Source organism: Mycobacterium sp. E136 (assembly GCF_001666865.1).
Lineage (GTDB): Bacteria > Actinomycetota > Actinomycetes > Mycobacteriales > Mycobacteriaceae > Mycobacterium.
In genome coordinates this window covers 1-22,927 of the sequence record NZ_LZJE01000271.1, presented here as the reverse complement: position 1 = coordinate 22,927, position 22,927 = coordinate 1, and the positions used below count along the sequence as shown (strand labels likewise).

27 protein-coding genes and 1 pseudogene are annotated in these 22,927 nt (G+C 65.9%); 17 read left to right on the top strand and 11 right to left on the bottom strand.

Annotated features, from left to right (window positions below; translation table 11 throughout):
• Positions 1 to 24 precede the first annotated feature (24 nt).
• From A5698_RS18135 to A5698_RS18125, 3 genes are all read right to left on the bottom strand, one after another.
• On the bottom strand, positions 25 to 513 hold the full coding sequence (locus tag A5698_RS18135; protein ID WP_068299742.1) for an SRPBCC family protein: 489 nt from the start codon (positions 511 to 513) through the stop codon (positions 25 to 27).
• A gap of 35 nt (positions 514 to 548) precedes the next feature.
• On the bottom strand, positions 549 to 767 hold the full coding sequence (locus A5698_RS18130) for a hypothetical protein (protein ID WP_067084888.1): 219 nt from the start codon (positions 765 to 767) through the stop codon (positions 549 to 551).
• A gap of 91 nt (positions 768 to 858) precedes the next feature.
• Entirely contained in the window at positions 859 to 1,173 is a 315-nt protein-coding gene (locus tag A5698_RS18125) for a WhiB family transcriptional regulator (protein ID WP_084792511.1), read from the bottom strand.
• Between the two features lie 118 nt (positions 1,174 to 1,291).
• Here A5698_RS18125 and A5698_RS18120 point away from each other — a divergent pair, with 118 nt between their 5' ends.
• Positions 1,292 to 1,921: a TetR/AcrR family transcriptional regulator gene (locus tag A5698_RS18120; RefSeq protein ID WP_068299738.1), complete on the top strand. Its 630-nt coding sequence runs from the start codon at positions 1,292 to 1,294 to the stop codon at positions 1,919 to 1,921.
• Positions 1,922 to 1,924: 3 nt separating this feature from the next.
• On the opposite strand, the gene A5698_RS18115 is transcribed toward A5698_RS18120, so the two are convergent.
• Positions 1,925 to 2,776: an AraC family transcriptional regulator gene (locus tag A5698_RS18115; RefSeq protein WP_068299735.1), complete on the bottom strand. Its 852-nt coding sequence runs from the start codon at positions 2,774 to 2,776 to the stop codon at positions 1,925 to 1,927.
• Positions 2,777 to 2,800: 24 nt separating this feature from the next.
• Between A5698_RS18115 and A5698_RS18110 the strand changes: the two genes are divergently transcribed.
• A complete protein-coding gene (locus A5698_RS18110; protein ID WP_067084883.1) occupies positions 2,801 to 4,063 on the top strand; it encodes an amidohydrolase family protein in 1,263 nt (420 codons plus the stop codon).
• Between the two features lie 10 nt (positions 4,064 to 4,073).
• Here A5698_RS18110 and A5698_RS18105 read toward each other — a convergent pair whose 3' ends face one another.
• Positions 4,074 to 5,147, bottom strand: a complete 1,074-nt coding sequence (locus A5698_RS18105) for an NAD(P)H-dependent amine dehydrogenase family protein (protein ID WP_068299730.1) — start codon at positions 5,145 to 5,147, stop codon at positions 4,074 to 4,076.
• A 12-nt stretch (positions 5,148 to 5,159) separates the two neighbouring features.
• Positions 5,160 to 5,948 (bottom strand): SDR family NAD(P)-dependent oxidoreductase, encoded by a 789-nt coding sequence (locus tag A5698_RS18100; protein ID WP_068299720.1) that lies wholly within the window; start codon positions 5,946 to 5,948, stop codon positions 5,160 to 5,162.
• Between the two features lie 72 nt (positions 5,949 to 6,020).
• On the opposite strand from A5698_RS18100, the gene A5698_RS18095 reads away from it, so the two are divergent.
• The 14 genes from A5698_RS18095 to A5698_RS18035 all read left to right on the top strand — a co-directional run bounded on the left by A5698_RS18095 (position 6,021) and on the right by A5698_RS18035 (position 18,076).
• Positions 6,021 to 6,620, top strand: a complete 600-nt coding sequence (locus A5698_RS18095; RefSeq protein ID WP_068299719.1) for a TetR family transcriptional regulator — start codon at positions 6,021 to 6,023, stop codon at positions 6,618 to 6,620.
• 108 nt (positions 6,621 to 6,728) lie between these two features.
• Positions 6,729 to 7,376, top strand: a complete 648-nt coding sequence (locus tag A5698_RS18090) for a hypothetical protein (RefSeq protein WP_231967446.1) — start codon at positions 6,729 to 6,731, stop codon at positions 7,374 to 7,376.
• A gap of 317 nt (positions 7,377 to 7,693) precedes the next feature.
• On the top strand, positions 7,694 to 9,223 hold the full coding sequence (locus A5698_RS18085) for a nitric oxide reductase activation protein NorD (protein ID WP_068299716.1): 1,530 nt from the start codon (positions 7,694 to 7,696) through the stop codon (positions 9,221 to 9,223).
• Positions 9,220 to 10,041: a CbbQ/NirQ/NorQ/GpvN family protein gene (locus tag A5698_RS18080; RefSeq protein ID WP_068299712.1), complete on the top strand. Its 822-nt coding sequence runs from the start codon at positions 9,220 to 9,222 to the stop codon at positions 10,039 to 10,041. The genes A5698_RS18085 and A5698_RS18080 overlap by 4 nt, the downstream gene beginning before the upstream one ends.
• Positions 10,042 to 10,057: 16 nt before the next feature.
• Positions 10,058 to 10,186 (top strand): hypothetical protein, encoded by a 129-nt coding sequence (locus tag A5698_RS29770; RefSeq protein ID WP_268777979.1) that lies wholly within the window; start codon positions 10,058 to 10,060, stop codon positions 10,184 to 10,186.
• A complete protein-coding gene (locus A5698_RS18075) occupies positions 10,183 to 10,905 on the top strand; it encodes a hypothetical protein (RefSeq protein ID WP_084792508.1) in 723 nt (240 codons plus the stop codon). The genes A5698_RS29770 and A5698_RS18075 overlap by 4 nt, the downstream gene beginning before the upstream one ends.
• 21 nt (positions 10,906 to 10,926) lie before the next feature.
• A complete protein-coding gene (locus A5698_RS18070) occupies positions 10,927 to 11,367 on the top strand; it encodes a hypothetical protein (protein WP_068299708.1) in 441 nt (146 codons plus the stop codon).
• Positions 11,364 to 12,587 (top strand): cytochrome P450, encoded by a 1,224-nt coding sequence (locus A5698_RS18065; RefSeq protein WP_068299706.1) that lies wholly within the window; start codon positions 11,364 to 11,366, stop codon positions 12,585 to 12,587. Before A5698_RS18070 ends, A5698_RS18065 begins: the two co-directional genes overlap by 4 nt.
• Positions 12,584 to 13,633: an NAD(P)H-dependent amine dehydrogenase family protein gene (locus A5698_RS18060; RefSeq protein WP_068299702.1), complete on the top strand. Its 1,050-nt coding sequence runs from the start codon at positions 12,584 to 12,586 to the stop codon at positions 13,631 to 13,633. Before A5698_RS18065 ends, A5698_RS18060 begins: the two co-directional genes overlap by 4 nt.
• Entirely contained in the window at positions 13,626 to 14,684 is a 1,059-nt protein-coding gene (locus tag A5698_RS18055; RefSeq protein WP_068299700.1) for an NAD(P)H-dependent amine dehydrogenase family protein, read from the top strand. Before A5698_RS18060 ends, A5698_RS18055 begins: the two co-directional genes overlap by 8 nt.
• Entirely contained in the window at positions 14,681 to 15,106 is a 426-nt protein-coding gene (locus tag A5698_RS18050; RefSeq protein WP_067084862.1) for a VOC family protein, read from the top strand. The genes A5698_RS18055 and A5698_RS18050 overlap by 4 nt, the downstream gene beginning before the upstream one ends.
• Entirely contained in the window at positions 15,103 to 16,278 is a 1,176-nt protein-coding gene (locus tag A5698_RS18045) for a cytochrome P450 (protein ID WP_068299696.1), read from the top strand. The genes A5698_RS18050 and A5698_RS18045 overlap by 4 nt, the downstream gene beginning before the upstream one ends.
• Entirely contained in the window at positions 16,275 to 17,501 is a 1,227-nt protein-coding gene (locus A5698_RS18040; protein WP_068299808.1) for a cytochrome P450, read from the top strand. Before A5698_RS18045 ends, A5698_RS18040 begins: the two co-directional genes overlap by 4 nt.
• Positions 17,501 to 18,076: an isomerase gene (locus A5698_RS18035; RefSeq protein ID WP_067084859.1), complete on the top strand. Its 576-nt coding sequence runs from the start codon at positions 17,501 to 17,503 to the stop codon at positions 18,074 to 18,076. Before A5698_RS18040 ends, A5698_RS18035 begins: the two co-directional genes overlap by 1 nt.
• On the opposite strand, the gene A5698_RS18030 is transcribed toward A5698_RS18035, so the two are convergent.
• From A5698_RS18030 to A5698_RS18010, 5 genes and pseudogenes are all read right to left on the bottom strand, one after another.
• Positions 17,993 to 19,327 carry an MFS transporter gene (locus A5698_RS18030; protein WP_068299690.1) on the bottom strand — a complete coding sequence of 445 codons (1,335 nt, stop codon included), beginning with the start codon at positions 19,325 to 19,327 and terminating at the stop codon, positions 17,993 to 17,995. The two genes, A5698_RS18035 and A5698_RS18030, sit on opposite strands and share 84 nt — an antisense overlap.
• A 59-nt stretch (positions 19,328 to 19,386) precedes the next feature.
• Positions 19,387 to 20,685: an MFS transporter gene (locus A5698_RS18025; protein ID WP_068299805.1), complete on the bottom strand. Its 1,299-nt coding sequence runs from the start codon at positions 20,683 to 20,685 to the stop codon at positions 19,387 to 19,389.
• Positions 20,686 to 20,714: 29 nt separating this feature from the next.
• Entirely contained in the window at positions 20,715 to 22,181 is a 1,467-nt protein-coding gene (locus tag A5698_RS18020) for an adenylate/guanylate cyclase domain-containing protein (RefSeq protein WP_068299688.1), read from the bottom strand.
• A gap of 12 nt (positions 22,182 to 22,193) precedes the next feature.
• Complete coding sequence (locus A5698_RS18015; RefSeq protein ID WP_067084853.1) at positions 22,194 to 22,496, bottom strand: hypothetical protein; 303 nt, start codon at positions 22,494 to 22,496, stop codon at positions 22,194 to 22,196.
• 13 nt (positions 22,497 to 22,509) lie between these two features.
• A pseudogene (locus tag A5698_RS18010) lies at positions 22,510 to 22,773 on the bottom strand (AMP-binding enzyme); the annotation flags it as partial.
• On the opposite strand from A5698_RS18010, the gene A5698_RS29525 reads away from it, so the two are divergent.
• Positions 22,756 to 22,927, top strand: a 172-nt coding sequence (locus A5698_RS29525; protein ID WP_502688948.1) for an AMP-binding enzyme, incomplete at its 3' end; no start/stop codon positions are given. The pseudogene A5698_RS18010 and the gene A5698_RS29525 overlap by 18 nt on opposite strands.

The window sequence follows — 22,927 nt, the reverse complement described above, 5'->3', positions numbered from 1 at the left end:
GATCGTGATGCACGGCCTGCGTGTTCAGCCGGCGAAGTACTTCTGCCCGCCGCTGGGTATGCGCCCGAATCCGGCTCTGAGCAGAGGCGCCAGGACCGCGACCGGCAGGCTCGCGGCCCTCTTCGGTTCGATCGCGAGCACCCAGGTGAACCGCGTCTGGTGGCCCTCCGCTTCGACGAGGTAGGCCTCGGCGAACCGTTTGAAGAGCGGCAGCGTGGACTCGTAGACGTAGAAGGACTTCTGCCGGCCCTCGTCCCATGCGAAGAAGCGCTCGCGCATGACGGCACCGCCGGGAGCGGTGACGTCCCTAGTCGTGCCGACGCCGAAGGGGCGCGGTGAGGTCCAGGTGACGTCCTTGATCGACGGCCCCCACGCCGCCAGCGATTCGTCCGACGTCAGCGACTCCCACACGCGTTCCGGCGTCGCGGCGAAACGCTTCTCGTAGCGGAAGACATGGGGTGCTGACACCAGGAAGTCGGCGTCGGCGGAGAGAAGGGGATACCAGCGGGCCATAGCTGGCCATCATGGCAGGCCCGCGGCGAGGGAGCTCAGTCGTCCCGGCTCTGCTTGCCGAAGCAGACCATGCTGGCGGTGAAGCTGAAGACCGCGACCACACCGGCGGTGGCGGCCAGCGGCGCGTCGGAGGCACCCCAACTCGCGAGCCCGACCGCGACCGCGATGATCGCGGTGAAGATCAGGAAGAGGCCCGTGGTGGCGAGCGCTTCGGCGGCTGGATTGTCAGCGGGGGCGAGGGCGCGCTCGCGCATCGAGGTCTCCTGTTGGCTCGCGGTTACGGACGGTTGTGCTGAGGTTGCCCACTGGCAACCGCCGTGAAACCCGCGCCCGAAAAGACCCGGTTCAGCCCGCCTTTCGGACCGTGAACCCGTTGAGTTCGGCCAGCGACTGCAGTTGCCGCAATGCGAATTGGCGTGACCGGCCGGTGTCGGGGATGTGGATGCCGGCCCATACCCCGACGGCCCCCGGCGTTTGGCACGCCTCCCGCGCACAGAGCCAGCGTCGCGGACATGTCCGGCACAACTCCTTGGCGCCGTCGTCGGCCCCTAGGGCCCATCGGTCGGGGTCCTGGGCGCAGGCGCCGATCGGAGCGTTCTGCAATGCGCCGACCGAAAAGGGGCGCGCCGTCCTGCCGGTCGGCCGTTCGTCGGCGGGCATCTGCGTCTCCTCTCGGTCTTCGGTCCGCGACTCGGCCGACAATACACGTGTATCGTTGCTGGCGACACTTCGGCAGTGGCTAGGGTGTGGGGGTGAACTCTCTCGCCCGCGGGTATCGATGACGGCGGTACGGGCGGATCGGTACGCCTCCGGTGGTGATCAGCGTCCGAGCGTCGAACGGATTCGTGACGCGGCACTGAAATGCTTCGCGGACCGGGGCACGTCCGCGACGTCGCTGCGCGCGGTCGCGGCGGAAGCGGGTGTCTCCCTCGGATTGGTGCAACACCACTTCGACACCAAGGCGAACTTGATCAAGGCCGTCGACGAACATGTGCTCGGTGTGATGGCCTCCGCGCTCGCGAAACCCATTCCCGAACCGCCGGCAGATTCCATCGCCGACATCGGTAACAGGGTGACGTCGCTGGTCGCCGACGAGCCGGATGTGGTGGCGTACGTCGGCCGCGCGCTCACCGACGGCAGCGCGCTCGGGCGGGAGGTATTCGATGCGTTGGCGGACATCGGTGCCGAGCGGTGGCAGGTGCGCGCCGAGCAGAACCTGACCCGACCGGATCTCGATCCGATCTGGGGCACGCTGAATCCGCTGGTGCTGGCGCTCGGGGCGTGGGTGCTGCGCGCCCACATCGAGCGTCATCTTCCCGAACCGCTCGAGACGCCGACACAATTGCGGCGGTGGCAAGAGGCCACTGACTCCCTCCTGCGTGATGGGCAGATGCGCCACCAATCCTGACGTCTACAGCGAGGTGCCGCCGACCCGTTTGCGGTAGCTCGTCGGCGTCTCCCCGCAGAACTGCGTGAAGGCCCGGGTGAACGAACTGAGGCTGTCGAAGCCCACGGCCGACGACGTCTCCTGAACCGACTGCCCCGGTGCGGCGAGCAACGCCATGGCCTTGAGCATCCGAGCGTGCAGAAGGTATGTGCGCCATGGCATTCCGACCGCAGATTGAAACAGTCGCCGCAGCGTACGCTCCGATACGGAAACCGCCCGGCTCACCTCGTCCGCGCTCACCCCGTCCAGATGCTCTTTGGTATAGGCCATCGCGGCGGCGACGATCGGGTGTTCGGAGCTGGGCAGGCTCAACGGCGCCTCGTGGTCGAGCGCCTCGGCCACCAGGTTTGCCAAGGTGCGGAAGAACGCATCGGAGATCTCGTCGCCTTCCGGCCTGTCGATCGGCCAGCGCAGCGCGTAGACCATCATCTCGCGGATCAGCGGCGACACCGCGAGGATGCGTGCCCGCTCGCCAGCGTGCGGGATCAGTTGCGGATCGAACATCACCGCTACGGTCCGGACGTCGGGGTTCATGGTGGCCTGATGTTCGAGCCCGACCGGAATCCAAGCCGCCTGTTGGGGCGGCAACAGGTAGTGCGCCGAGTCGGTTTCGACCTCGACAACCCCGCCGAGCGCGTACTCGATCTGGTGCACGTCGTGCGAGTGCCAACCGGTGATCAGCGCGTCACCCTCGTACAGATAGCTGCCGCCCAGCGCGCGCCCGCCTCGCCGCAGGTCGATGACCCGGCGGGTGGGGACGCCGGCCAGTTTGGCCGGTTCGGCCAAACCTCTGTCCGATAGCGCAGAGACGGTCACGGTGCTAGACGGTACTACTGAGGTATGAACGTTGACGACCTGATCCTGGTGAGCATCGACGACCACGTGGTGGAACCGCCCGACATGTTTCTTCGGCATGTTCCGGCCAAGTACAAGGACGAGGCGCCAATCGTGGTCACCGACGACAAGGGCGTCGACCAATGGATGTATCAGGGCCGCCCGCAGGGGGTCAGTGGGCTGAACGCGGTGGTGTCCTGGCCCGCCGAGGAGTGGGGCCGCGATCCGGCCGGCTTCGCCGAGATGCGGCCCGGCGTGTACGACGTGCACGAGCGTGTCCGCGACATGAACCGCAACGGCATCCTGGCCTCGATGTGCTTCCCGACGTTCACCGGGTTCTCCGCACGACACCTCAACATGCACCGCGAAGAGGCCACCCTGGTGATGGTGTCGGCCTACAACGACTGGCACATCGACGAGTGGGCGGGTTCATACCCCGACCGCTTCATCCCGATCGCAATCCTGCCGACCTGGAATCCGGAGGCCATGTGCGACGAGATCCGCCGCGTCGCCGCGAAGGGCTGTCGTGCGGTGACGATGCCGGAACTGCCGCACCTCGAGGGTCTTCCGAGCTATCACGACGAGGAGTACTGGGGCCCCGTCTTCCGGACCCTGTCCGACGAGAACGTGGTGATGTGCCTGCACATCGGCACCGGTTTCGGCGCGATCAGCATGGCGCCCAACGCCCCGATCGACAATCTGATCATCCTGGCCACTCAGGTGTCGGCGATGTGCGCGCAGGATCTGCTGTGGGGCCCGGCGATGCGCAACTACCCAGACCTGAAATTCGCGTTCTCCGAAGGCGGTATCGGCTGGATCCCGTTCTACCTCGACCGCAGCGACCGTCACTACACCAACCAGAAGTGGCTGCGACGTGACTTCGGGGACAAGTTGCCGTCCGACGTGTTCCGCGAGCATTCGCTGGCCTGCTATGTCACCGACAAGACGTCGCTGAAGCTGCGTCACGAGATCGGCATCGACATCATTGCGTGGGAATGCGACTACCCGCACTCGGACTGCTTCTGGCCCGATGCGCCCGAACAGGTGCTCGCCGAACTGAATGCGGCCGGTGCATCCGACTCCGACATCAACAAGATCACGTGGGAGAACTCGTGCCGGTTCTTCAGCTGGGATCCGTTCAAGCTCACACCGAAGGAGCAGGCGACCGCAGGGGCGTTGCGCGCCAAGGCCACCGACGTCGACGTCTCGATTCGCCCCCGTAAGGAGTGGGCGCGGCTCTACGAGCAGAAGCAGCTCGCGAAGGCATAGGCTCGGCGGGTCACCACATCAGGCCGCGGGCCATCTCCGACGGCGGGATCTCCTCCATTGAGATCAGGCCCGCGGGGGCGCGGCACACCCAGTCGATGACGTTGACGACGCGGGCCGCGGTCGAGACGCAGCCCGCCTCGGTGACGTCGAGAACCGGGTGCGAGAGCAGGGTGTTGATCTCGACGCGCGGCTCACCCTCGATGATCACCTTGTGCACCCCGGAGTGTCCGTCCGGTGGGTACTCCCAGTCCGGCGCGGCCGCGGGGGTGAGCCGGGTGGTGTGCTCGACGGTGATGACGGGGGAGCCGGTGCGGAAGCCTTCGGCTGCGAAGCGCACACCCGCCATCCCGCCGGGCTCGACGGTCATCATCCTGCATTCGATTCGCCTGTCGGTGTACCACGGCTCGAAACGCTCGGTGACGTCGTCGAGTTCGACACAAAGGTGGGCGGCGATGTTGCGCACCAGCCCACCGAACATCGCGGTGATGACGCCTGGTAAGAAGGCCATCGCGGGGTCGTCGCCTGGCTTGCTGCCGAAACCCATTGCGGTGCCGGTGTACTCGTAGTCGTCGTAGTTGCCGTAGTCGAAGACCTCCCGGACGGTGACCGACTCCGCACGGGTCGCGAGGCTGAGCGCAGCCAGCACCGCGGTGTCGCCCGAGTACCCCGGGTCGATCCCGTTGACGTAAAGCGACGAATTGCCCTTCGCACAGGCATCTTCCAACGGTCCCCGCAGCCAGTCGTCGGCCTGGCGCGGCGTCACCAGCCACACCATCGACGTCCCGACGACATTGATCCCAGCCGACAGGAACCGCGACATCTGTTCCAGGGCTTCCATCGGACGCGTCTCACCGAGGGCGGTGTAGACGACGCAGTCCGGCTTCAACGCGATCAGCGCATCGATGTCGTCGGTGGCGATGACGCCGGTCGGATCGGCCAGGCCGCACAACTCGGCCGCGTCGCGCCCGACCTTCTCGGGGCTGGCGGCGTGGACGCCGACGAGTTCGATGTCGGGACGGCCGATGAGCGCCCGAAGTGATTGCTGACCGACGTTTCCGGTGGAGAACTGGACCACTCTTCGCATTGCACGCCTCGATCAGTAGTCGGGTATGGGCAGCGGCAGGTTATTCGATTCGATTCCGCCGTCGACGTGGAAGATGGCGTTGGTCGCGTAGCAGTCCCTGGTCGACAGGTAGACGCAGAGCCGACCGAGATCCTCGACGTCGCCGAGTCGATGCAGCGGCGTGAGGGAGAGCATCGTGTCCAACGCCCCCGGCATCATGTCGAGACCGGATTGCAGTCCTTCGGTGGCGAACGAGCCGAGTGCGATGGCGTTGACGCGGATCTTCGGCGCCAACTCTTGGGCCATCGCCCGGGTGAGCGCTTCGAGCCCACCTTTGGCGACGCAGTACGAGGTGAGCGCGCGGATGCCGAAACGTGCTGATCCGGACGAGATGTTGACGATGTTGCCGCGTCCGGCCTCGATCATGTGGCGGGCGGCGAGTTGACTCATGATGAACGCTGACGTGACACACCAGTCGAACGTGTGCCGGAAGTCCTCGTCGGTGATGTCGAGAAACGACCCGAACGTCGAACCACCCACATTGTTGATGAGGATGTCGATGCGCCCGAACTCTTTCATCGCCGTGTCCACCACACGTTCGCCGTCCGGACGGCTGATGGCGTCGGCCACCAGGGCGAGCCCCTTACCGCCCGAATCCTCGATGCCCTTGATCGTTGCCACGATGTCGGATTCGGTGCGTGCGGTGCCGACGACGGTGGCCCCTGCTTCGGCGAGGACCCTCGCGATTCCCTGTCCCACCCCCTTGCCCGCTCCGGTGACGATCGCCACCTGTCCGTCGAGGTTGAACTGTTCGAGCGCCATCGGACTCCTTCCGAAATTGACTGCAGTCAATCACACGTGTCAATACCCGGTCGGTATTGCTATCGTCGGGGCATGGCAGTGGTGGACAAACCCTCAGCGCGCGAGGCCAAACGCTTACAGACGCGCGAGCGGTTGATGGGCGCGGCCATTGCGGAGTTCAAGCGGTCGGGCATGGCCGAGGCCGATGTGGGCGCGATCGTCGCCGCGGCCGGGGTCGCGCACGGCACGTTCTTCTTCCACTTCCCGACGAAGCAACATGTGCTGCTCGAACTGGAGCGTCGCGAAGAGGAGCGCATCGCCAAACAGCTCGGTCGATACGCCGATTCGGCTCGCGACCTGTCCGCCGTGCTCGACGAGGCGGTTCAACTCGTTCTGGGTCTGGAACGCCGTCTCGGGGCGATATTGTTCAAAGATTTTCTCGCCCTGCACTTCTCGCAGACACGTCCCGCGGATGAGAGCAACGAGCATCCAGTCATCGTCAGGGTCGCCCAGGAGATCGAGCGAGCACGGAAATCAGGCCGGGTTGCCCCCGACGTCGACCCGATGAACAGTGCGGTGTTCTTCTTGCTGGGCCTTTACGCATTGTTGACGACCACGCACGAATGGCCCACGCAGAGCTCCATGCTCGACGACTATGTGACACGCACCCTGCGGGGTATCGAAGCCCGATAGTTTGTTGACTGAGGTCAGTCTTCCTGCGATGCTCACAAGGCCGACTCTCAGGAGGGTGCCTTGACTCTGCGCACAGAACCCGTCGCCGCCGGCGGTCTGGACGAGCACATGGAACGCTCCCGGCTGGCCCAACGCCAGGCGGACAAGTGGCTGATATCCGGCAGCCTGCTCATCGGTACCGCGGCCCTTGGGATCTTCGGCCTCCCGCTGTTTCTGCGCGGTGTCTGGCTGTTGCGCAAGGCTGCGCGCGAGGGCCTGGCCGTGCGTCCGATGATCGTCACACTGATCGGCTATCTGGTGATCATCGACGCGGCCATCAACACGGTGGGCTGGGCGCTCGACCTAGTGGCGAACCACACCATCCTGGCGCGAATTCTGTTGAACGGCTGGGGCGCGATGTTCGACGCCGGTTACTTCTGGCACTACAACGAGCTGTGGCTCGGCGGCGCCGCCGGACCGGGGGAGAAGGCGATGGAGGTCGGGATGATCCTCACCGTCTTCACCATGCGGATCGCCGCGGGAATCGGGTTTCTGCAGATGAAGCGCTGGGGTCACCAGTGGATGATCGTCACCTGCTGGATGGGTGTGCTCATCTGGTGTCTGTACGTGTTCAACATGACGATGTACGCCGACGTGCGGTACGCGGGCACGATCTTCCCCGTCGTCGGTTGGTGGCTGTACGACATCTTCTACATCACGCCGTTCCTCGCGATTCCGTACCTGCACACGGTGAACAGGGAAATCTTCTCCGACTGACTCAACTCATTGACCTAAGTCAGTATATGGACTACAAAGGGCATACGATGACGGCTCAGGCCAAGCTGTTGGCGCGCGTGGAAGGCCGGGACGAACTGCCGGCCGCGGTCGCCGTTCGATGCCGCCCGAATCGGCCACCTCGGCCGTGCGGCTGAGCACATCCCGCTGACATCAACCCGCTCCGAGGAGGCGCACACGTGGACTGGATCTGGGAGATACTTCGCTACGTCGCCGCCTGGGGCGGCACCGGCCTGATCATCTGGTTCTGGTACTGGATGTTCTCCAACATCGGAACCTTCTGAGCGGCCCCGAATTCCATGGCTGAACTCTCCGACTCACACGCGATGGCGGTCGAGCGCAGTTGCGCGGTGACGGCCGTGGCGCTGAGCGGGCAACGGCGTCAAGGCGTTCGCCTCGTGACCGGGCAGCACCGCGCGTTCGGCCTCAACGCCGCACTGGATTACGTCCACGTGCCGTATCCGATCGCTCACGGCTGGACCCGGCGGACGCTCACCTGTGGGATCGCGCTGCAGTGCTCGCCGTCGAAGGACAAAGTGGTCGGGTTCCGGCTGAACGAACTGTCGACACGTGAACTGCGGGCTTTGACCGTGGTGGAGGCCGGTGTCGCACTGGGCTGGGCTGCCGAGCGCTGGCCCGGTCTGCTGCCCGAGTTCGCGCGCGTACTCGGCGCCATCGAGATGCTCGACGGTGACCTCGATGCGACCTCGATGCTCAACCGGGCGATCGCCTTGGCGCGCACCACCGAATCGCTCGGCGTCGATCCGCTGTTCGGCCGGCTTCCTCTGGCGTACACCGCTCCGCAGAGCATGTCGGACAAGCTGCGCCGCACGCTGGGCAGGATGCCGTGGACCACATCCGAGAAGCGGCTGCCGCGGCCGTATTCCATCCCTGTCGGAGGCGACGGCGGAATTCGCAATCCGAACCTTCCGCCGCCGAGCCGCCCTCAGGACAACGATCTCGACATCACGCCCGATCACCGGCCCGGAATCCCCTACCCCGAATGGAATGCGTGGACCAAGAGTTTCATGCGCGACCACGTCGCCGTGCTCGAGAAGGCGCACGCCTCGCGCACGCGCGAGCCGGAATCCGCATCCGCCGAACTGCGCCGGTGGTTCGAGGAGCACACTCATCGCGCGATGAAGAACCGGTTGGAGGACGGGTCCGACCTGGACGTCGAACAGTACGTCAACCACTACGTCGACCTCGCCACCGGTGAGGCGATCGAGCCGCGGATCTTCCGCGAACTGCTGCCCAGCAACCGGGACGTCACCACGGCGCTTCTGCTGGACGGCAGTTCGTCGCTCGGAGTGCACGGCGGCCGCATCTTCAAGCTCGAGTTGGCCTGCGCCGACGCGCTTTCGCGCGCGATGACGCTGGCCCGCGAGCGGCACGGCATTTTTGTGTTCACCGGAAACACCCGTCATCGCGTCGAAGTCAGTTGCCTCAAGGACTTCGAGGACCGCAGGTTCGTGCCGCCCGGCCGTCTCGGACTGGCCACCGGCGGCTACACCCGGCTCGGCGCCCCGCTGCGCCATCTGACCAGCCGATTGCTCGCTCAACCGTCCGAGCGCCGGCTGCTCATCGTGATCGGTGACGGGCTCATCTCCGACGAGGGATACGAGGGCCGATACGCCTGGGCCGACGCCGCACACGCCGTCGAAGAGGCCAACGATGCGGGTGTTCGCATCTACTACGTCGGCGTGGGGCCCACCCGAGTCGACCCGTTGCCGGAGGTTTTCGGACCTCAACGCTCACAACGCATCCGACGAGTCGAGGAGCTGCCCCGAGTGCTTGCCCACGTCCATCGTGAATTGGTGGCCGCATGACCGACGCCAGCGAACGAACAGGCAACAGCGACTATTACGCGAACGCCAACGAAGTCCAGCTCTTCGAGCAGGCCTACCAACAACGGCTGCCGGTGATGCTGACCGGTCCGACCGGCTGCGGCAAGACCCGGCTCGTCGAGCACATGGGGGTGCTGCTGCGTCGGCCCGTCGTGACGATCAGCTGCCACGACGACCTGACGAGTTCCGACCTCGTCGGACGATTCATGGTCACCGGCGGCGACGTGGTGTGGACGGACGGGCCTCTCACCAGGGCCGTGAAGGACGGTGCGATCTGCTATCTCGACGAGGTGGTGGAGGCCCGCCACGACTCGCTGGCCATCCTGCACTCGTTGACCGATCACCGCCGCGCGCTGTACCTCGACCGGGCCGGTGAGGTCGTCAAGGCGCCGGACACCTTCATGCTGGTGTGCTCGTACAACCCCGCCTACCGCAGCTCGCTGAAGGAACTCAAACCGTCGTTCCGTCAACGCTTCGTCACGATCCCGATGGGGTACCTGGCACCCGGCCGCGAAGCCGAGGTCATCGGCGCCGAAACAGGGGTGGACTCCGCGACCGCGACGCGACTCGTGCACTGCGCCACCGCGATCCGCACGGCCGATGAGGCGTTTCACTTCGAACCGCCGTCCACCCGCGTGCTCGTGACCGCCGCGCAGCTGATCGTCGCCGGCGCAACCGAACTGGAAGCCGCCGAGGCCTGCATCCTCGCGCCGCTGTCCACCGACGGTGCCATCACCGACGGCTTGCGTGAAGTCGCCGTGGCCAGCCTGGCCGCCGACGCTGGAAGCACCCACGGCTAGGAAGGAGTCCAACCGCATGGATCAAAAGGAGCGCAAGCGCAAGAAGGCGCTGATCATCCTGCAGATAGTCATCTACGGCTACCTGTTCGCGATGTTCGCGATCCAGCTCTACATGTCGTTCGCGCGCGGATGGTGGGAATTGTGAATCTGCCTCTGCTGAACCGTCGTTCGAATGTGCCCGCGGCGGGGGACGGGTCCGTGAGCCTCGAGGAACACCACGACCAATCGCGGCTCGCCCAGCGTCGTGCGGACAAGTGGATGATCGTCGGTGCCGCGCTGATGGGTATGTGGGCGCCGGGGCTGATCGGATTCCCCATCTTCATGCGCGGCGTGTGGCTGCAGCGTCAGGCTGCGCGCGCCGGGTTGTCGATGCGACCGATGATCGTCACTCTGATCGGCTATCTCGTGCTGATCGACGGAATGCTCAACAGCCTCGGCTGGGCGCTCGATCTGGTCGCCAACCACACGCTGATCAATCGGGTGCTGATGGTCGGCTGGGGCGCGATGTTCGACGCCGGCTACTTCTGGCACTACAACGAACTGTGGGTGGGTGGCGCGGCCGGATCGGGCGAGAAGTCGATGGTGTTCGGCATGATCCTGACGGTTTTCGCGATGCGGTGCGCCGCGGCAATCGGGTTTCTGCAGATGAAGCGCTGGGGTCATCAGTGGATGATCATCACCTGCTGGATGGGCGTGCTCATCTGGTGTCTGTACGTGTTCAACATGACGATGTACGCCGACGTGCGCTATGCCGGCGTGGTCTTCCCGGTCATCGGTTGGTGGCTGTACGACATCTTCTACATCACGCCCTTCTTGGCCATTCCGTATCTCCACACGGTCAACCGCGAAATCTTCACCGACTGAACAGGTTCAAGGAGCCGACTGATGACATCGCCTTCGCTTACCCCCGACAGCGGCGAGAAAGACAACGCCGACGACCTACCACCCGGCACCACGCCGTACTACGCGCGGATGCACCTCTACATCAAGCGTGCCGTGCTCGTCTGCCTGGTCGCGCTGGTGATCGAGGGCGCGTTCACGCTGCCGTTCATGGCGGTTTACTACGGCTATCCCACCCTGAGCCTCACCGAGATCTGCAGTGAGCTGCTCAAGGTTCGCTACTCCGATGACGCGCTGGAGTGCAAGGTGCCGTATCCGCCGCTGGGTCCCCCGGAGGGCGCCGAGGGCAAAGACACCGCTCAGGACGAGTGGGGCGTTCAGCCGGTGCCGAAGTACAACCGGATCGGTTGGCGCGAACTGGTCCGCATCCACCAGGAGCGAGAGGCGCGGCAAGCCGCCCAATCCCAAGGGAATCCGGCTCCGTGAGCCGAAAAGCCCCGGAGGAACACGCGGCGAACTGGGATCTCCGGCACGAGGATTTCAACGACGAGGAGTTCCTCTACGACGTATACGCGGTGATGCGCCGCAATGCGCCGTTCGCCCACACCGATTCGCCGTTCCTCAGCGCCACCCCCGGCGGCGCGTGGGTGGCCGTGCGGTATGAGCAGTGCTACAAGATCCTCCAGGACTGGCAGCACTTCTCCAGCAATCCGACACCCGAAGCGTCCGAGCACCTCGCGGGCGACCTCGTCATCACCCTCGACCCGCCGCGTCAGCAGAAGTTTCGCAAGGTGCTCAATCCGTACTTCTCCCCGGCCAGAATGAAGGCGCTGCGGCCGCAGATCCGGGAGGAGACCGATCGACTGATCGACGGCTTCATCGAACGCGGTGCCGGGGACCTGGCCGAGGTGGCCTGGCGGCAGCCCGGCATCGTGTTCTTCAAATACCTCCTCGGCATGCCGATCGGGGATGTCCCGCTGTGTGTCGAGCTGACGGACACCGCCCTCAACGGGGCGACCGAGGACGAGCGGATGGCCGCATGGGGTGGTCTCTACCAGCACATCCATGATGCGGTGGCCGAGCGCAGCGCCGCACCACCGCAGGACGACATGATCGACGTCCTGTTGTCGGCCGAAATCGACGGCGAGAAGCTGCCGTTCGCCGATGTGGTGTCGAACGCGATGCTGCTGGTGCAGGCCGGTCTGGAGACCACCGCGAGCGCGATGTCATTCGCCTTCCATTACCTCGCCACCCATCCCGAGGAGCGTGACCGATTGGCCGGTGACGCGGACATGGTGCCGCGCGCGGTCGAGGAGTTCATCCGATTCGGCGGATCGATCCACGGAATCCCCCGCACTGTCGCCAAAGAGGTCGAGTTGGGCGGGCAGACGTTCGAAGCGGGCCAGTCGGTCATCGTCAACTACGCCTCCGCCAACCGGGACGAACGCGAGTTCCGCGACGCCGACCGGTGCATTCTCGACCGCCGGGAGAACCGGCATCTGGGCTTCGGTGCGGGTGTGCACCGCTGCCTCGGCTCGAACCTCGCGCGACTGGAGTTCCAGGTCGGTCTCGAGCAGGTGCTGACGCGGATGCCGGACCTCGCCCTCGACCCCGATGCATCGGGACACTTTCACGGGAGCTCGGTCACCCGCGGATTCCGCTCGGTGCCAGTAGTTTTCAGCCCCGCCGAACGGTCGGCGGCATGACGTATCGCATCGTCCAGTGGACAACGGGCAACGTGGGCAAGCGTTCGGTCCGCGCGGTGGCCCGCAACCCGCATCTGGAGCTGGTCGGATGCTATGCGTGGTCGAAAGACAAGGTCGGTCGCGACGTGGGGGAGTTGTGCGGCATCGACCCGCTGGGCGTGACCACGACCGACGACGTCGACGCCCTGCTGGCGCTGCGACCGGACTGTGTCGTCTACAACCCGATGTTCGCTGACGTGGACGAGATGGTTCGAATACTGCGCGCCGGGGTGAACATCGTCTCCACATCCGAGTTCATCACCGGCCACTTCTTCGGCGACGACCGCGACCGCATCGTCGAGGCGTGCCGGCACGGTCAGTCGACCATTTTCGGCAGCGGAATCAACCCCGGCTTCATCCAACTCTTCGCCATCGTGTCGGCGGGCTTGTCGGAGAGCGTGGACAAGGTGTCGGTCGTGGAGGCCATCGACACCACGATCTACAACTCACCGGACACCGAAAAGCCCATGGGCTTCGGCTATCCCATCGACCATCCAGATCTGAAATCGATCACCGAGAAGGGCTCGGCGATCTTCCGAGACGGTGTCCTGCTCGTCGCCGAAGCGCTCGGCGTGAGTCTCGACGAGGTCCGCTGCGACGTCGCGTACGCCCAGACCACTGCCGACCTCCACCTGCCCGGCGACTGGGTGATCGCGAAGGGCTGCGTCGCCGGGGTCGACGTCGGCTGGAAGGGGATCGTCGGCGGCAAGGAGGTCATCGAGATTCGCGGGCGGTGGCGCAAGGGCCAGACGCTCGACCCGGATTGGGAACTCGACATGGGCTACACGGTGGAGGTCGCGGGCACGCCGACCATCAAGACCACGCTGAGTTTCCTTCCGCCCGAGGGTTTCGTGGGCGAGACCCTGGACGACTACATCATGCTCGGCCTGTCGATCGTCGCGATGCCGGCGATCACCGCGATCCCGGCCGTCGTGGCGGCGCAACCGGGCATCGCCACCTACAACGACCTGCCGCTGCTACTTCCGCGGGGAGTCCTCAATGCCTGAGAAAACCTACCGGGTCATCCAGTGGATGACGGGCGACGTCGGCCAGGTCGGGGTGCGGCATTTCGCGCAGAGTCCGGTTTTCGACCTCGTCGCGGTGCTGGTGCACAGCAAGGACAAGGTCGGCAAGGATGCCGGCGAGATCGCGGGCATCGGGCCCGTCGGGGTGGTCGCGACCGACGACGTCGACTCGATCACCGCCCTCGACGCCGACTGTGTGTTCTACACGCCCGTCATCATGGACATCGACACCGTGTGCGGACTCCTGCGGTCAGGCAAGAATGTCGTCACGACGAGTGGTTTCTTCTATCCCACAGAGGATTTCCGCGACGGTGGCGACAAGATCCGCGCCGCATGTCAAGACGGCGGGGCCTCCTTCCACGCCGGCGGCATCCATCCCGGCTACGCCGGTGACATCCTGCCCCTCACCCTCGCGCGCGTCGCCAGCGCGGTCGACAAGATCGAGGTGTGGGAAGTCGTCAACGTGCTGACCGACGCCCCGATGGACCACATCGACTGGATGGGATTCGGCAAGGACAAGGAGAAGTTCCTCTCGGAACCGACGATCCTCGGGCTCGGCGTGCCCTTCTTCGCGCAGTCGATGCACATGGTCGCCGATGGACTCGGCGTGACCATCGACGATGTGACCGCCGCAGACGTCCAGGCCGCGGTGGCCACCGAGGACATTTCGCACGACGAGGGTGTTATTCCGCGTGGAACCGTTGCCGCACAACACCACACCTGGGCCGCCCGATCAGGCGGCGAACCGCTGATCGTCTACCACGCCATCTACCTGACCGGCGGACCCGACCAGCTCGACCCGGCCTGGGACTGGGGCAGAACCCGCTATCGCATCGTCATCGAGGGCGACCCGCCCACCGAACTCACGCTGCAAGGGGTGGTGAGGGCCGACGGAACCATGACCCACCCGGGCTACACCTGGACGGCGATGGGGGCCATCAACGCCATACCCGACGTCTGCGACGCCCCGCCCGGATGGCTGACTCATCTGGACCTCGGCCTGGTGCAACCTCGGGGGCTGGTACGCCGATGAGCGACAACGCATCTCCGCTGCAATTGCATCACGTCGTATTCGCGGTGGCGCCACAACGGCGCGAGACGATGGCGGCGATGTTCACCGACCTCGGCTTCGAATTCGAAGAAGCCGAACTCACCGAACTCGGGGTCCGCGTCCATCTGGACTGGAACCGGGGCATCGAGCTGATCAGCCCGGTACCCGACTCCACGGCCTCGGTCGCAACGTATGTCAATGAGTTCCTGAATCGCCACGGCGACGGTGTGTACACGGTCGTGCTGCGGGTACCGGACGCCTCGGCCGCGGAATCCGTTGCGCAGCGCTACGGCTCCACCACTCGTTTCCGCCAGGGGTTCTCGGGTGAGGGATCCTATCTCGACGAGATCGACCTGTCGGTCGTCGGGCTTCCGCTGACGTTTCTGGCCACCAACGTGTCATGACCGAGGCGCTGGGGCTGACGCAGGTCCGCTACGAAGATCTGCCCATGGCGCGAGACCGCGGTGCGGGCTGGGCGAAACTGCGCGACCTGGGCCCGGTGCTCTACGGCGAGGGTTGGTTCTACTTCACCCGTCGCGGCGATGTGCTTGCCGCACTCAGGGATCCGGAGACGTTCTCGTCGAGGACCGACTACGACGACATGATCAGCCCGGTTCCGCTCGTGCCGCTCGGATTCGACCCACCCGAGCACACCCGGTACCGCCGCCTGCTGCATCCCTACTTCAGCCCGCAGACGCTCAGCGCGCTGCTGCCGTCACTGCAGGCGCAGGTGATCGACATCATCGACGAGATCGCCGACCGCCCCGACTGCGAGGTCATGGGAGACCTCGCGATCCCGTATCCGTCACAGGTGTTTCTGACCCTGTTCGGTCTTCCGCTCGAAGACCGTGAGCGCTTGATCGCGTGGAAGGACGCGATCATCGCGGTAAGCCTCGCCACCGACCCGACAAGCGTCGACCTGACCCCCGCAGCCGAGCTTTTCGGCTACCTCACCGAAGCCGTACGGACGCAGCGGGAGTCACCGCAGGCGGGCATACTGTCCGACGTCCTCCGCGGCGAGGATGCGCTCACCGACGCCGAAGCGACGGGCATGTCGCTCGTGTTCGTCCTCGCGGGCCTCGACACCGTCACGGCCTCGATCGGTGCCGCCATGCTGGAACTGGCCCGTCGTCCGGACCTGCGCCGGCGACTCCGGGAGGAACCCGACCATGTCGGCGCGTTCGTCGAGGAGGTGATCCGGTTGGAACCGGCGGCGCCGGTATTGGGGCGCGTGACCACACGAGAGGTGACGGTCGCGGGCGTCACGTTGCCCGAGGGGGCACAAGTCCGGCTCTGTGTCGGCGCGATCAACCGCGACGGAAGCGATCCGCACTCCGGAGACGACCTGGTGATGGACGGTAAGTTGCACAAGCACTGGGGCTTCGGCGGCGGTCCACACCGCTGCTTGGGCGCCCATCTGGCCCGGATGGAGCTGCGGCTCGTCGTGACCGAATGGCTCACGCGGATACCGGAGTTCGAACTCGCTCCCGACTTCGTCCCGGAGATCACATGGCCGTCGGCGACGTGCTCGCTGCCCGAGCTTCCGCTGAAGATCCGGGCGGAGAGCACACGATGAGCGTCGGGACCGCGAAGCCCAGCATCTTCGACGCCGGGCTGCCGACGCTGTCCTATGACATCACGGCGACGCCGCAGGAGATCTATCCGCAGTTCCAGGCGGCGCTGCGCCAAGCGCCGGTCGCGCTCGGCCCGATCGGGCCCGAGGTGCTGTCCTACGAGCTGGCCAGGACCGTCCTGCGCGATCCCCGATTCGGCATCCCCAAGGGCATCCACCTGTCGGCGCACGGCATCACCTCAGGCGAGTTGTGGGACAGGGTCACCCACAGCATCCTCAACATGGACGGAGAAGAACACCGCCGGTTGCGGGGGCTGGTGTCGAAGGCCTTCACACCACGGGCGACGGCACGCATGGATCCCACCATCCACACGGTCGTCAACGAGTTCATCGACCGCGTCGTCCACGACGGGCGCTGCGAATTCGTCGACGACATCGCCAGGCCGTACCCCATCCCCGTGATCTGCGCGCTGCTGGGAGCGCCAAGGCAGGACTGGCAACGGTTTTCACGGTGGGCCGAAGACATCTTCAAGATCGTCAGCTTCGACTGCGATCTCGCCGCGGAAGAACCGACCGTTCTCAGGGCGTGGGACGAATTCGACCGCTACATCGACGACATGATCGCCCATCGCCGCCGCGACCTCACCGATGACCTGCTCTCCGAGCTCATCCGGGCCGAAGACGACGGTGACCGGCTCGATGCGAGTGAACTACGCATGCTGGCCTTCAGCGTGCTCATCGCCGGAACAGACACCACCCGAAGCCAACTCGCGGCATCCATGCAGGTGCTGTGTGAGCACCCCGATCAGTGGGCGCTGCTGCGTGACGATCCCAGCCTCGCGATGCGTGCCGTCGAAGAGACCATGCGCCACTCACCGTCGATGTGCAGCACGGTCCGAACCGTCGCAGACGACGTCGCGATCGGCGACTACACCTTCCCTGCCGGAACGTTCATCATCGTCAACACCTATGCCGCCAACCGTGATCCGGCCGTCTACGACGACCCGACCCGCTTCGACATCACCCGAAGCGATCCACCACCCATCCTCACCTTCGGGGGCGGTGCGCACTACTGCCTGGGCGCGAACCTTGCACGCCGTGAGCTCTGCGAGGCGCTGATCATCATCGCGCACCGTATGCCGAACCCACGTCTGGCCGGACCGGCCCCGTGGAAGCCGCTGCTCGGTATGAGCGGGCCGACCAGCCTGCCGCTGGAGTTCGATTGATGCGGTACCGAATCGATCCCGACGTGCTCCACGACGTCGCGCGGCAGGTGGTCGGACTGCCCGTCGACGACGGCGAGCTCACCGCCCGCGCGATCCGATTGCTCGCCGACGCGTACCCCGACCTCATCGACGACGCACCGGGACGGTGGGTCGCCAGCAGGGCAGGCGGAATCCTCGGCAAGGTCCGGTTCGTGTACTTCAGCCCGCGTGAGTACATCGTCATCTTCGGCTCGCCGACCGGCACACAAGGCTTTTCGGGTCGCTACAAGCGGGTGCAGATCCACAAGTTCTTGATGGCCGGCCGGATCGACTCCTACGACCTCGAATCCGACGACAACACGGCGGCGACGCTGCTGCCCGGTGAGCGGACGTGCCTAGAGGAAGGACGGGCGAGGGGCTTGACCATCCATCCCGGATCCTGGCACATCGAGTACGGCCGCGGTGCGGTGGCCACGACTCTGCCGTTCGCGATGGTCGACACCCTCTTCGTCTCACTCGAATTGGAGTCGGTCCGCCGCTCGGCGGTCGAGTTCACCCGGCTGATCCGCAGGCGAGCGCGTCCACGCGCCCGGTAGAAAGCAGGCCGAGAGCGCGGAGATCACCGACACGACGGTGAGATAGGCGACGATGGACCCGCTCGTCTTCGTCGCCGCATACAACGCGGTGGCGATCGTCGGCGCGAACGCCGAACCCGCTACTTGCGACAACGTATAGCCGATCGACACGCCGCTGTAGCGGACGTCGGGATCGAACGCCAGGCTGAACAACGAACCGGTGACCCCGGCGGCCGGAGCCATCGCCAAACCGAACACCAGCAACAGCGCGACCCCGAACAGCAGCGCGCTGCCCGTGTTGATCAACGCGAACGCCGGGCCGATCGACAGCCCCATCAGGATCACACCCGCGAGGAAGACCGGCTTGCGGCCCAGGCGGTCGGACAGCGCGCCGAACATCGGATAGGTGGCTACCGCGATCACTGCCGCCACGGCGACCCCGAAAAGTGCTTGGGTCCTGTCGATCCCGATGACGGTGGTCCCATACGACACCAGGTAGGCCACGCAGATGTAGGCGAAGACGCCCTGAGACAGATACGCGCCCGCCACCAGCAGGATCTGTTTCCAGTGCCTGCGAAACGCATCCGCGATCGGCATGCGCACCACCTGATCGCGTCGCCGCAACGCCGCGAAATCCGGACTCTCCGCAACCGACAGCCGGATCACCAGTCCGATGGCGATCAGCACCGCACTGGCCAGGAACGGGATGCGCCATCCCCACGCGAGGAACTGGTCGTCGGGCAGGCGCGACACCGCCCAGAAGGCCAGCGTCGCGCATGCTGTCCCTGCCGGAGCGCCCATCTGCGGGAACGCCCCGTAGAGACCTTTGCGGCGGTCGGAGGCATGTTCGACGGCCATCAGTGTCGCGCCGCCCCACTCGCCTCCGACGGCGAAACCCTGCGCCAGCCGTAACGCCGTCAACAGGAGCGGCGCCGCGAGTCCGATCTGAGCGTAGGTCGGCAGCACGCCCATGAGTACCGTCGCGGTGCCCATCACCAGCAGTGAGTAGACGAGCATCTTCTTGCGCCCGACGCGATCACCGAAGTGGCCGAACACGACACCGCCGAGCGGCCGCGCGACGAACCCGACGCCAAAGGTGGCGAACGACAACAGCAGTCCGGTCGCCGGAGACACGGCGGGAAAGAACAACTTCGGGAACACCAGCGCAGCGGCCGTGCCGTAGATGAGGAAGTCGTAGAACTCGACCGTTGTTCCGATGAAGCTGGCCAGCCCCACACGCACGGGGGAGACCCGCGAAGACACCGTCGGCATTCACCGATTGTGTGGCATACGCGTATTCAGTGCAGCCGGTTGCGGCGCTGAGGTGTGCGCTATGTGTGCACGGTGGCGCGCAACGGCCGACGCGCGGTCTCCCGCATGGTCAGCAGAGTCGCGATGCTGACGGCGGCCGCGGCGATCACGTAGTAGGCCGGTGCGATCTGGTTGTCGGTGCGGTCGACGAGCCATGTCGCGACATACGGCGCAGTGCCGCCGAATACGGCGACGGACACGTTGTACCCGATGGAGTAGCCACTGGAACGCACCCTGGTGGCGAACAGCTCGGCACCGGCGGCCAACGACGACGACACGAACACCGACTCGAGGGCGGCCAGGGCGGCGTGGGCCGTGACCGCGGCGACAAGCGAACCCGAATTCAACAGCAGGAACAGCGGATAGGCGAAGACCGCGAAACCGATCGCGCCGGAGAACAGCAGCGGCTTACGCCCGATCCGGTCGGACAGCGCGCCCAGCGGTGGGATCAGGATCATCGCCACAACGCTGGCGACCGCGATCGAGACGAAGGCGTCGACCTTGGTGAAGTCGAGAGTCTCGGTGAAATATGTTGGCAGATACGTGAATACGATGTAGAACCCGACGTTGTGGATCACGACCAGACCGGCGATCTGCAGGATGGGCCGCCATGATGTGCGCAGCGCCTCGCGCAGCGGTGACGTCGCGACCTCCCCTTTCTCGCGCAGGTCCTCGAACTCCGGTGTGTCGCGAAGTTGCAACCGGATGTAGAGCCCGACGACCCCGAGCACACCGGCGATCAGGAAGGGGATTCGCCACCCGAAGGAGTCCATCGACGGTTCGGACAAGACGGCCTCGAGCCCGGTGACGGTCAACGCCCCCAAAAGGAAACCGACGACAACCGACCACACCAGGAACGAGACGATGAAACCGCGATGCTTGTCGGTGGCGTATTCGGCGAGGAAGCATGCGCCGCTGCCGTACTCGCCTCCGGCCGAGAAACCCTGCAGACACCGCAGAAACAGCAACAGCAGCGGCGCCGCCACACCGATCGATTCGTAGCTCGGGACCAGACCGATGGCCAGCGTCGACGCCGACATGAGCAGGATCACCAGCGCGAGCACGCGTTGACGGCCGATCCGGTCACCCAGCGGGCCGAAGAAGAAGCCGCCCAACGGCCGCATGAAGAAGGCGGCGGCGAAGACGGCGAAAGTGTTGAGCAGGGCCGCAGTCTCGTCGCCGGGCGGGAAGAACTTCTCCGCGATGTAGGTGGCGAGGAGCCCGTAGATGGCGAAGTCGAACCACTCCACGGCATTGCCGATCGATGCGCCGGCTACAGCCTTGCGAAGGGCGTCGGAGTCCGCGGTGCGCACAGCCATGCCGCTGTATTCCCCGACGGTCCGCGTCTCTAACCAGCGTCTCTGCACGGTGCCCACAGCTGCGTGGGTGCGGATCGACCGCGTAAGGTTTCCGAGCCCTGCGCCCCCCAGCACCGTCGCTCCGCCTCGCCGGCGCGTTCGAGTACGGCACCGGAACCCACCACGCGTCCGCTGAACTCCTTGGCGCGGTCGGCCAACCGCGCCGCCTCGTTGACCGCGTCACCGACGACGGTGTACTCGTACCGGTTCTCCGCACCGATGTTGCCCGCGAACACCGGCCCGGCCGACACCCCGATGCCGAAGTCGAGGTGCAGGCGCTGCAGATCGGTGACGAGGACCCGCGCGGTCTCCAGCGCCGCCGACGCCGGATCGTCGATGCGCAACGGGGCGCCGAACACCGCCAACGCCGCGTCGCCTTGGAACTTGTTGATCAGGCCGTGCCGCCGGTCGACGGCCGCGACGACGATGCGGAAGAAGTCGTTGAGGAGGTCGGCGACCTCGCCCGGCGTGTGGATGGCCGCCAACCTGGTCGACCCGGCCAGGTCGATGAACAGCACCGCGACGTCTCGCTCGTCGCCCGACAGTGATTCGTTCTCATCGACCGCCCGCCGGACCACGTCCTCGCCGACGTGGCGACCGAACAGGTCGCGCAGCCGGTCCCGCTCCCGCAGCCCCGCCACCATGCTGTTGAAACCGCGTTGCAGACGGCCGATTTCGGACCATTCGTATACCTCGACGGATCGGTCGATGTGACCGCGTTCCACGTCGGCCATCGCCTTCACGACTTCGCCGACGGGATCGGAGATCGACATCGAGGTCAGGATCAGCGAACGCAGGCCGAGCACGACCGCGACGAGGGCGAGCACGATCAGCGCCAACTCGATCGCGGCGCTCTCCGCGATCAGCCAACCGTTGTTGCGCATGACCAACAGTGCGGCGATGGCCACGCCCGGTAGCGCCGTACACACGGTCCACATCAGCAGCAGCCGCGCCCGAACTCCCGGCGCTGTCAACCGCGGTGTGGTGGAATCCGGTGCCACACTTGCCAATACGGGCCGCAGCGTCCGCAGGGTGAAAAGGAATCCGGTGCACACCGTGGCGATCGCCCCGAAGAGCATGGCCGACCCGATCACGGCCAGCGCCTCGGATCCGGCGTCGAGGTTCAGCGGTACCAGGACCGCGGCCGTCAGGATCCATGGTGCCAGCGTGGCCGCGGACTGGCGGCGCATCATCATCAGCGTCGAGCGCCGTTCGGCGGCGGTGGGTTCGCGTCCGGCGCGCAGGTGACGCAGTGGCTGCAGCAGAATGTACGCGGCGCTGAGGCCGACGGTCGCGGTGCCAACCGCAAGCAGTGCCGCCGCGGTGAGCACGTTCTCGAGCGTGACGACGCTACGCCCGGCGAGGAGTCCGACGATCGCGATGACCTCGACGGCCGTCAGCAGGTAGGCCGACGCGAGGCCAGCCACATACCGGGTGAGCAGGCGGCGTGGGCTCACCCGTGGAAAATATCAGTCGCTGGCCGGCAGCGGTTTGGCTTCCTTGAGAGACAGCGGCGTGGTGCCCACGCTCAGCGTGCCCGCGCCGGCCTTCGTCACCAGGACTTCGGCGCCGTTGTCGTCGACGTAGCGCTTGCCCATCGCGTTGCCGCCGGAGAACTCCGGGTCGATCTGGGCGTCGGCGGACTTCTCGGCGTCCAGCGGCACCATCGGAACGCCGCCCGCGCGCAGATCGTCGAGGCTGTCCGCGCTGCGCACGACGATGACCTGGGTGTCGCACACCTGACTCTGCAGCCGCGTGCCGTTCTTGATCATGCTGGGCTCCTTGCTATTTGGTAGCTGTCAACTCGGCGATCAGTTCTCGACGCAACACCTTGCCGGTCGCGTTCGTCGGTAACTCGTCGCGGAACACGACACGGTCGGGAGTCCGTGACCCGCGCAGCTGGCGTCGCACGTGCTCGCGCAGTTCGTCCGGGTCCGGGGTGGCCGGGCCGTCGGGGACGACCACCGCAACGATGATCTGACCCCACTGCGGGTCCTCCGGGCCCACGACGGCGCAATCGCGCACCGCCGGATGTTCGACGAGGACGGCTATCTGTTCATCGGCGGGCGCTCCGACGACACGATCATCCGCGGCGGCGAGAACATCGCACCGGCCGAGATCGAGGACGTCCTCGTCGAACATCCGGCGGTGCGCGATTGCGCCGTCGTGGGCCCGGAGGACCCGCAGTGGGGTCAGATCATCG

What these genes read in the sequence shown, in the direction of transcription:
- A5698_RS18135 (WP_068299742.1), bottom strand. Translation starts at nt 513, where the DNA reads ATGGCCCGCTGGTATCCCCTTCTCTCCGCCGACGCCGACTTCCTGGTG.
- A5698_RS18130 (WP_067084888.1), bottom strand. Translation starts at nt 767, where the DNA reads ATGCGCGAGCGCGCCCTCGCCCCCGCTGACAATCCAGCCGCCGAAGCG.
- A5698_RS18125 (WP_084792511.1), bottom strand. Translation starts at nt 1,173, where the DNA reads ATGCCCGCCGACGAACGGCCGACCGGCAGGACGGCGCGCCCCTTTTCG.
- A5698_RS18120 (WP_068299738.1), top strand. Translation starts at nt 1,292, where the DNA reads ATGACGGCGGTACGGGCGGATCGGTACGCCTCCGGTGGTGATCAGCGT.
- A5698_RS18110 (WP_067084883.1), top strand. Translation starts at nt 2,801, where the DNA reads ATGAACGTTGACGACCTGATCCTGGTGAGCATCGACGACCACGTGGTG.
- A5698_RS18105 (WP_068299730.1), bottom strand. Translation starts at nt 5,147, where the DNA reads ATGCGAAGAGTGGTCCAGTTCTCCACCGGAAACGTCGGTCAGCAATCA.
- A5698_RS18100 (WP_068299720.1), bottom strand. Translation starts at nt 5,948, where the DNA reads ATGGCGCTCGAACAGTTCAACCTCGACGGACAGGTGGCGATCGTCACC.
- A5698_RS18095 (WP_068299719.1), top strand. Translation starts at nt 6,021, where the DNA reads ATGGCAGTGGTGGACAAACCCTCAGCGCGCGAGGCCAAACGCTTACAG.
- A5698_RS18090 (WP_231967446.1), top strand. Translation starts at nt 6,729, where the DNA reads ATGGAACGCTCCCGGCTGGCCCAACGCCAGGCGGACAAGTGGCTGATA.
- A5698_RS18085 (WP_068299716.1), top strand. Translation starts at nt 7,694, where the DNA reads ATGGCTGAACTCTCCGACTCACACGCGATGGCGGTCGAGCGCAGTTGC.
- A5698_RS18080 (WP_068299712.1), top strand. Translation starts at nt 9,220, where the DNA reads ATGACCGACGCCAGCGAACGAACAGGCAACAGCGACTATTACGCGAAC.
- A5698_RS29770 (WP_268777979.1), top strand. Translation starts at nt 10,058, where the DNA reads ATGGATCAAAAGGAGCGCAAGCGCAAGAAGGCGCTGATCATCCTGCAG.
- A5698_RS18070 (WP_068299708.1), top strand. Translation starts at nt 10,927, where the DNA reads ATGACATCGCCTTCGCTTACCCCCGACAGCGGCGAGAAAGACAACGCC.
- A5698_RS18060 (WP_068299702.1), top strand. Translation starts at nt 12,584, where the DNA reads ATGACGTATCGCATCGTCCAGTGGACAACGGGCAACGTGGGCAAGCGT.
- A5698_RS18055 (WP_068299700.1), top strand. Translation starts at nt 13,626, where the DNA reads ATGCCTGAGAAAACCTACCGGGTCATCCAGTGGATGACGGGCGACGTC.
- A5698_RS18050 (WP_067084862.1), top strand. Translation starts at nt 14,681, where the DNA reads ATGAGCGACAACGCATCTCCGCTGCAATTGCATCACGTCGTATTCGCG.
- A5698_RS18045 (WP_068299696.1), top strand. Translation starts at nt 15,103, where the DNA reads ATGACCGAGGCGCTGGGGCTGACGCAGGTCCGCTACGAAGATCTGCCC.
- A5698_RS18040 (WP_068299808.1), top strand. Translation starts at nt 16,275, where the DNA reads ATGAGCGTCGGGACCGCGAAGCCCAGCATCTTCGACGCCGGGCTGCCG.
- A5698_RS18035 (WP_067084859.1), top strand. Translation starts at nt 17,501, where the DNA reads ATGCGGTACCGAATCGATCCCGACGTGCTCCACGACGTCGCGCGGCAG.
- A5698_RS18030 (WP_068299690.1), bottom strand. Translation starts at nt 19,327, where the DNA reads ATGCCGACGGTGTCTTCGCGGGTCTCCCCCGTGCGTGTGGGGCTGGCC.
- A5698_RS18025 (WP_068299805.1), bottom strand. Translation starts at nt 20,685, where the DNA reads ATGGCTGTGCGCACCGCGGACTCCGACGCCCTTCGCAAGGCTGTAGCC.
- A5698_RS18015 (WP_067084853.1), bottom strand. Translation starts at nt 22,496, where the DNA reads ATGATCAAGAACGGCACGCGGCTGCAGAGTCAGGTGTGCGACACCCAG.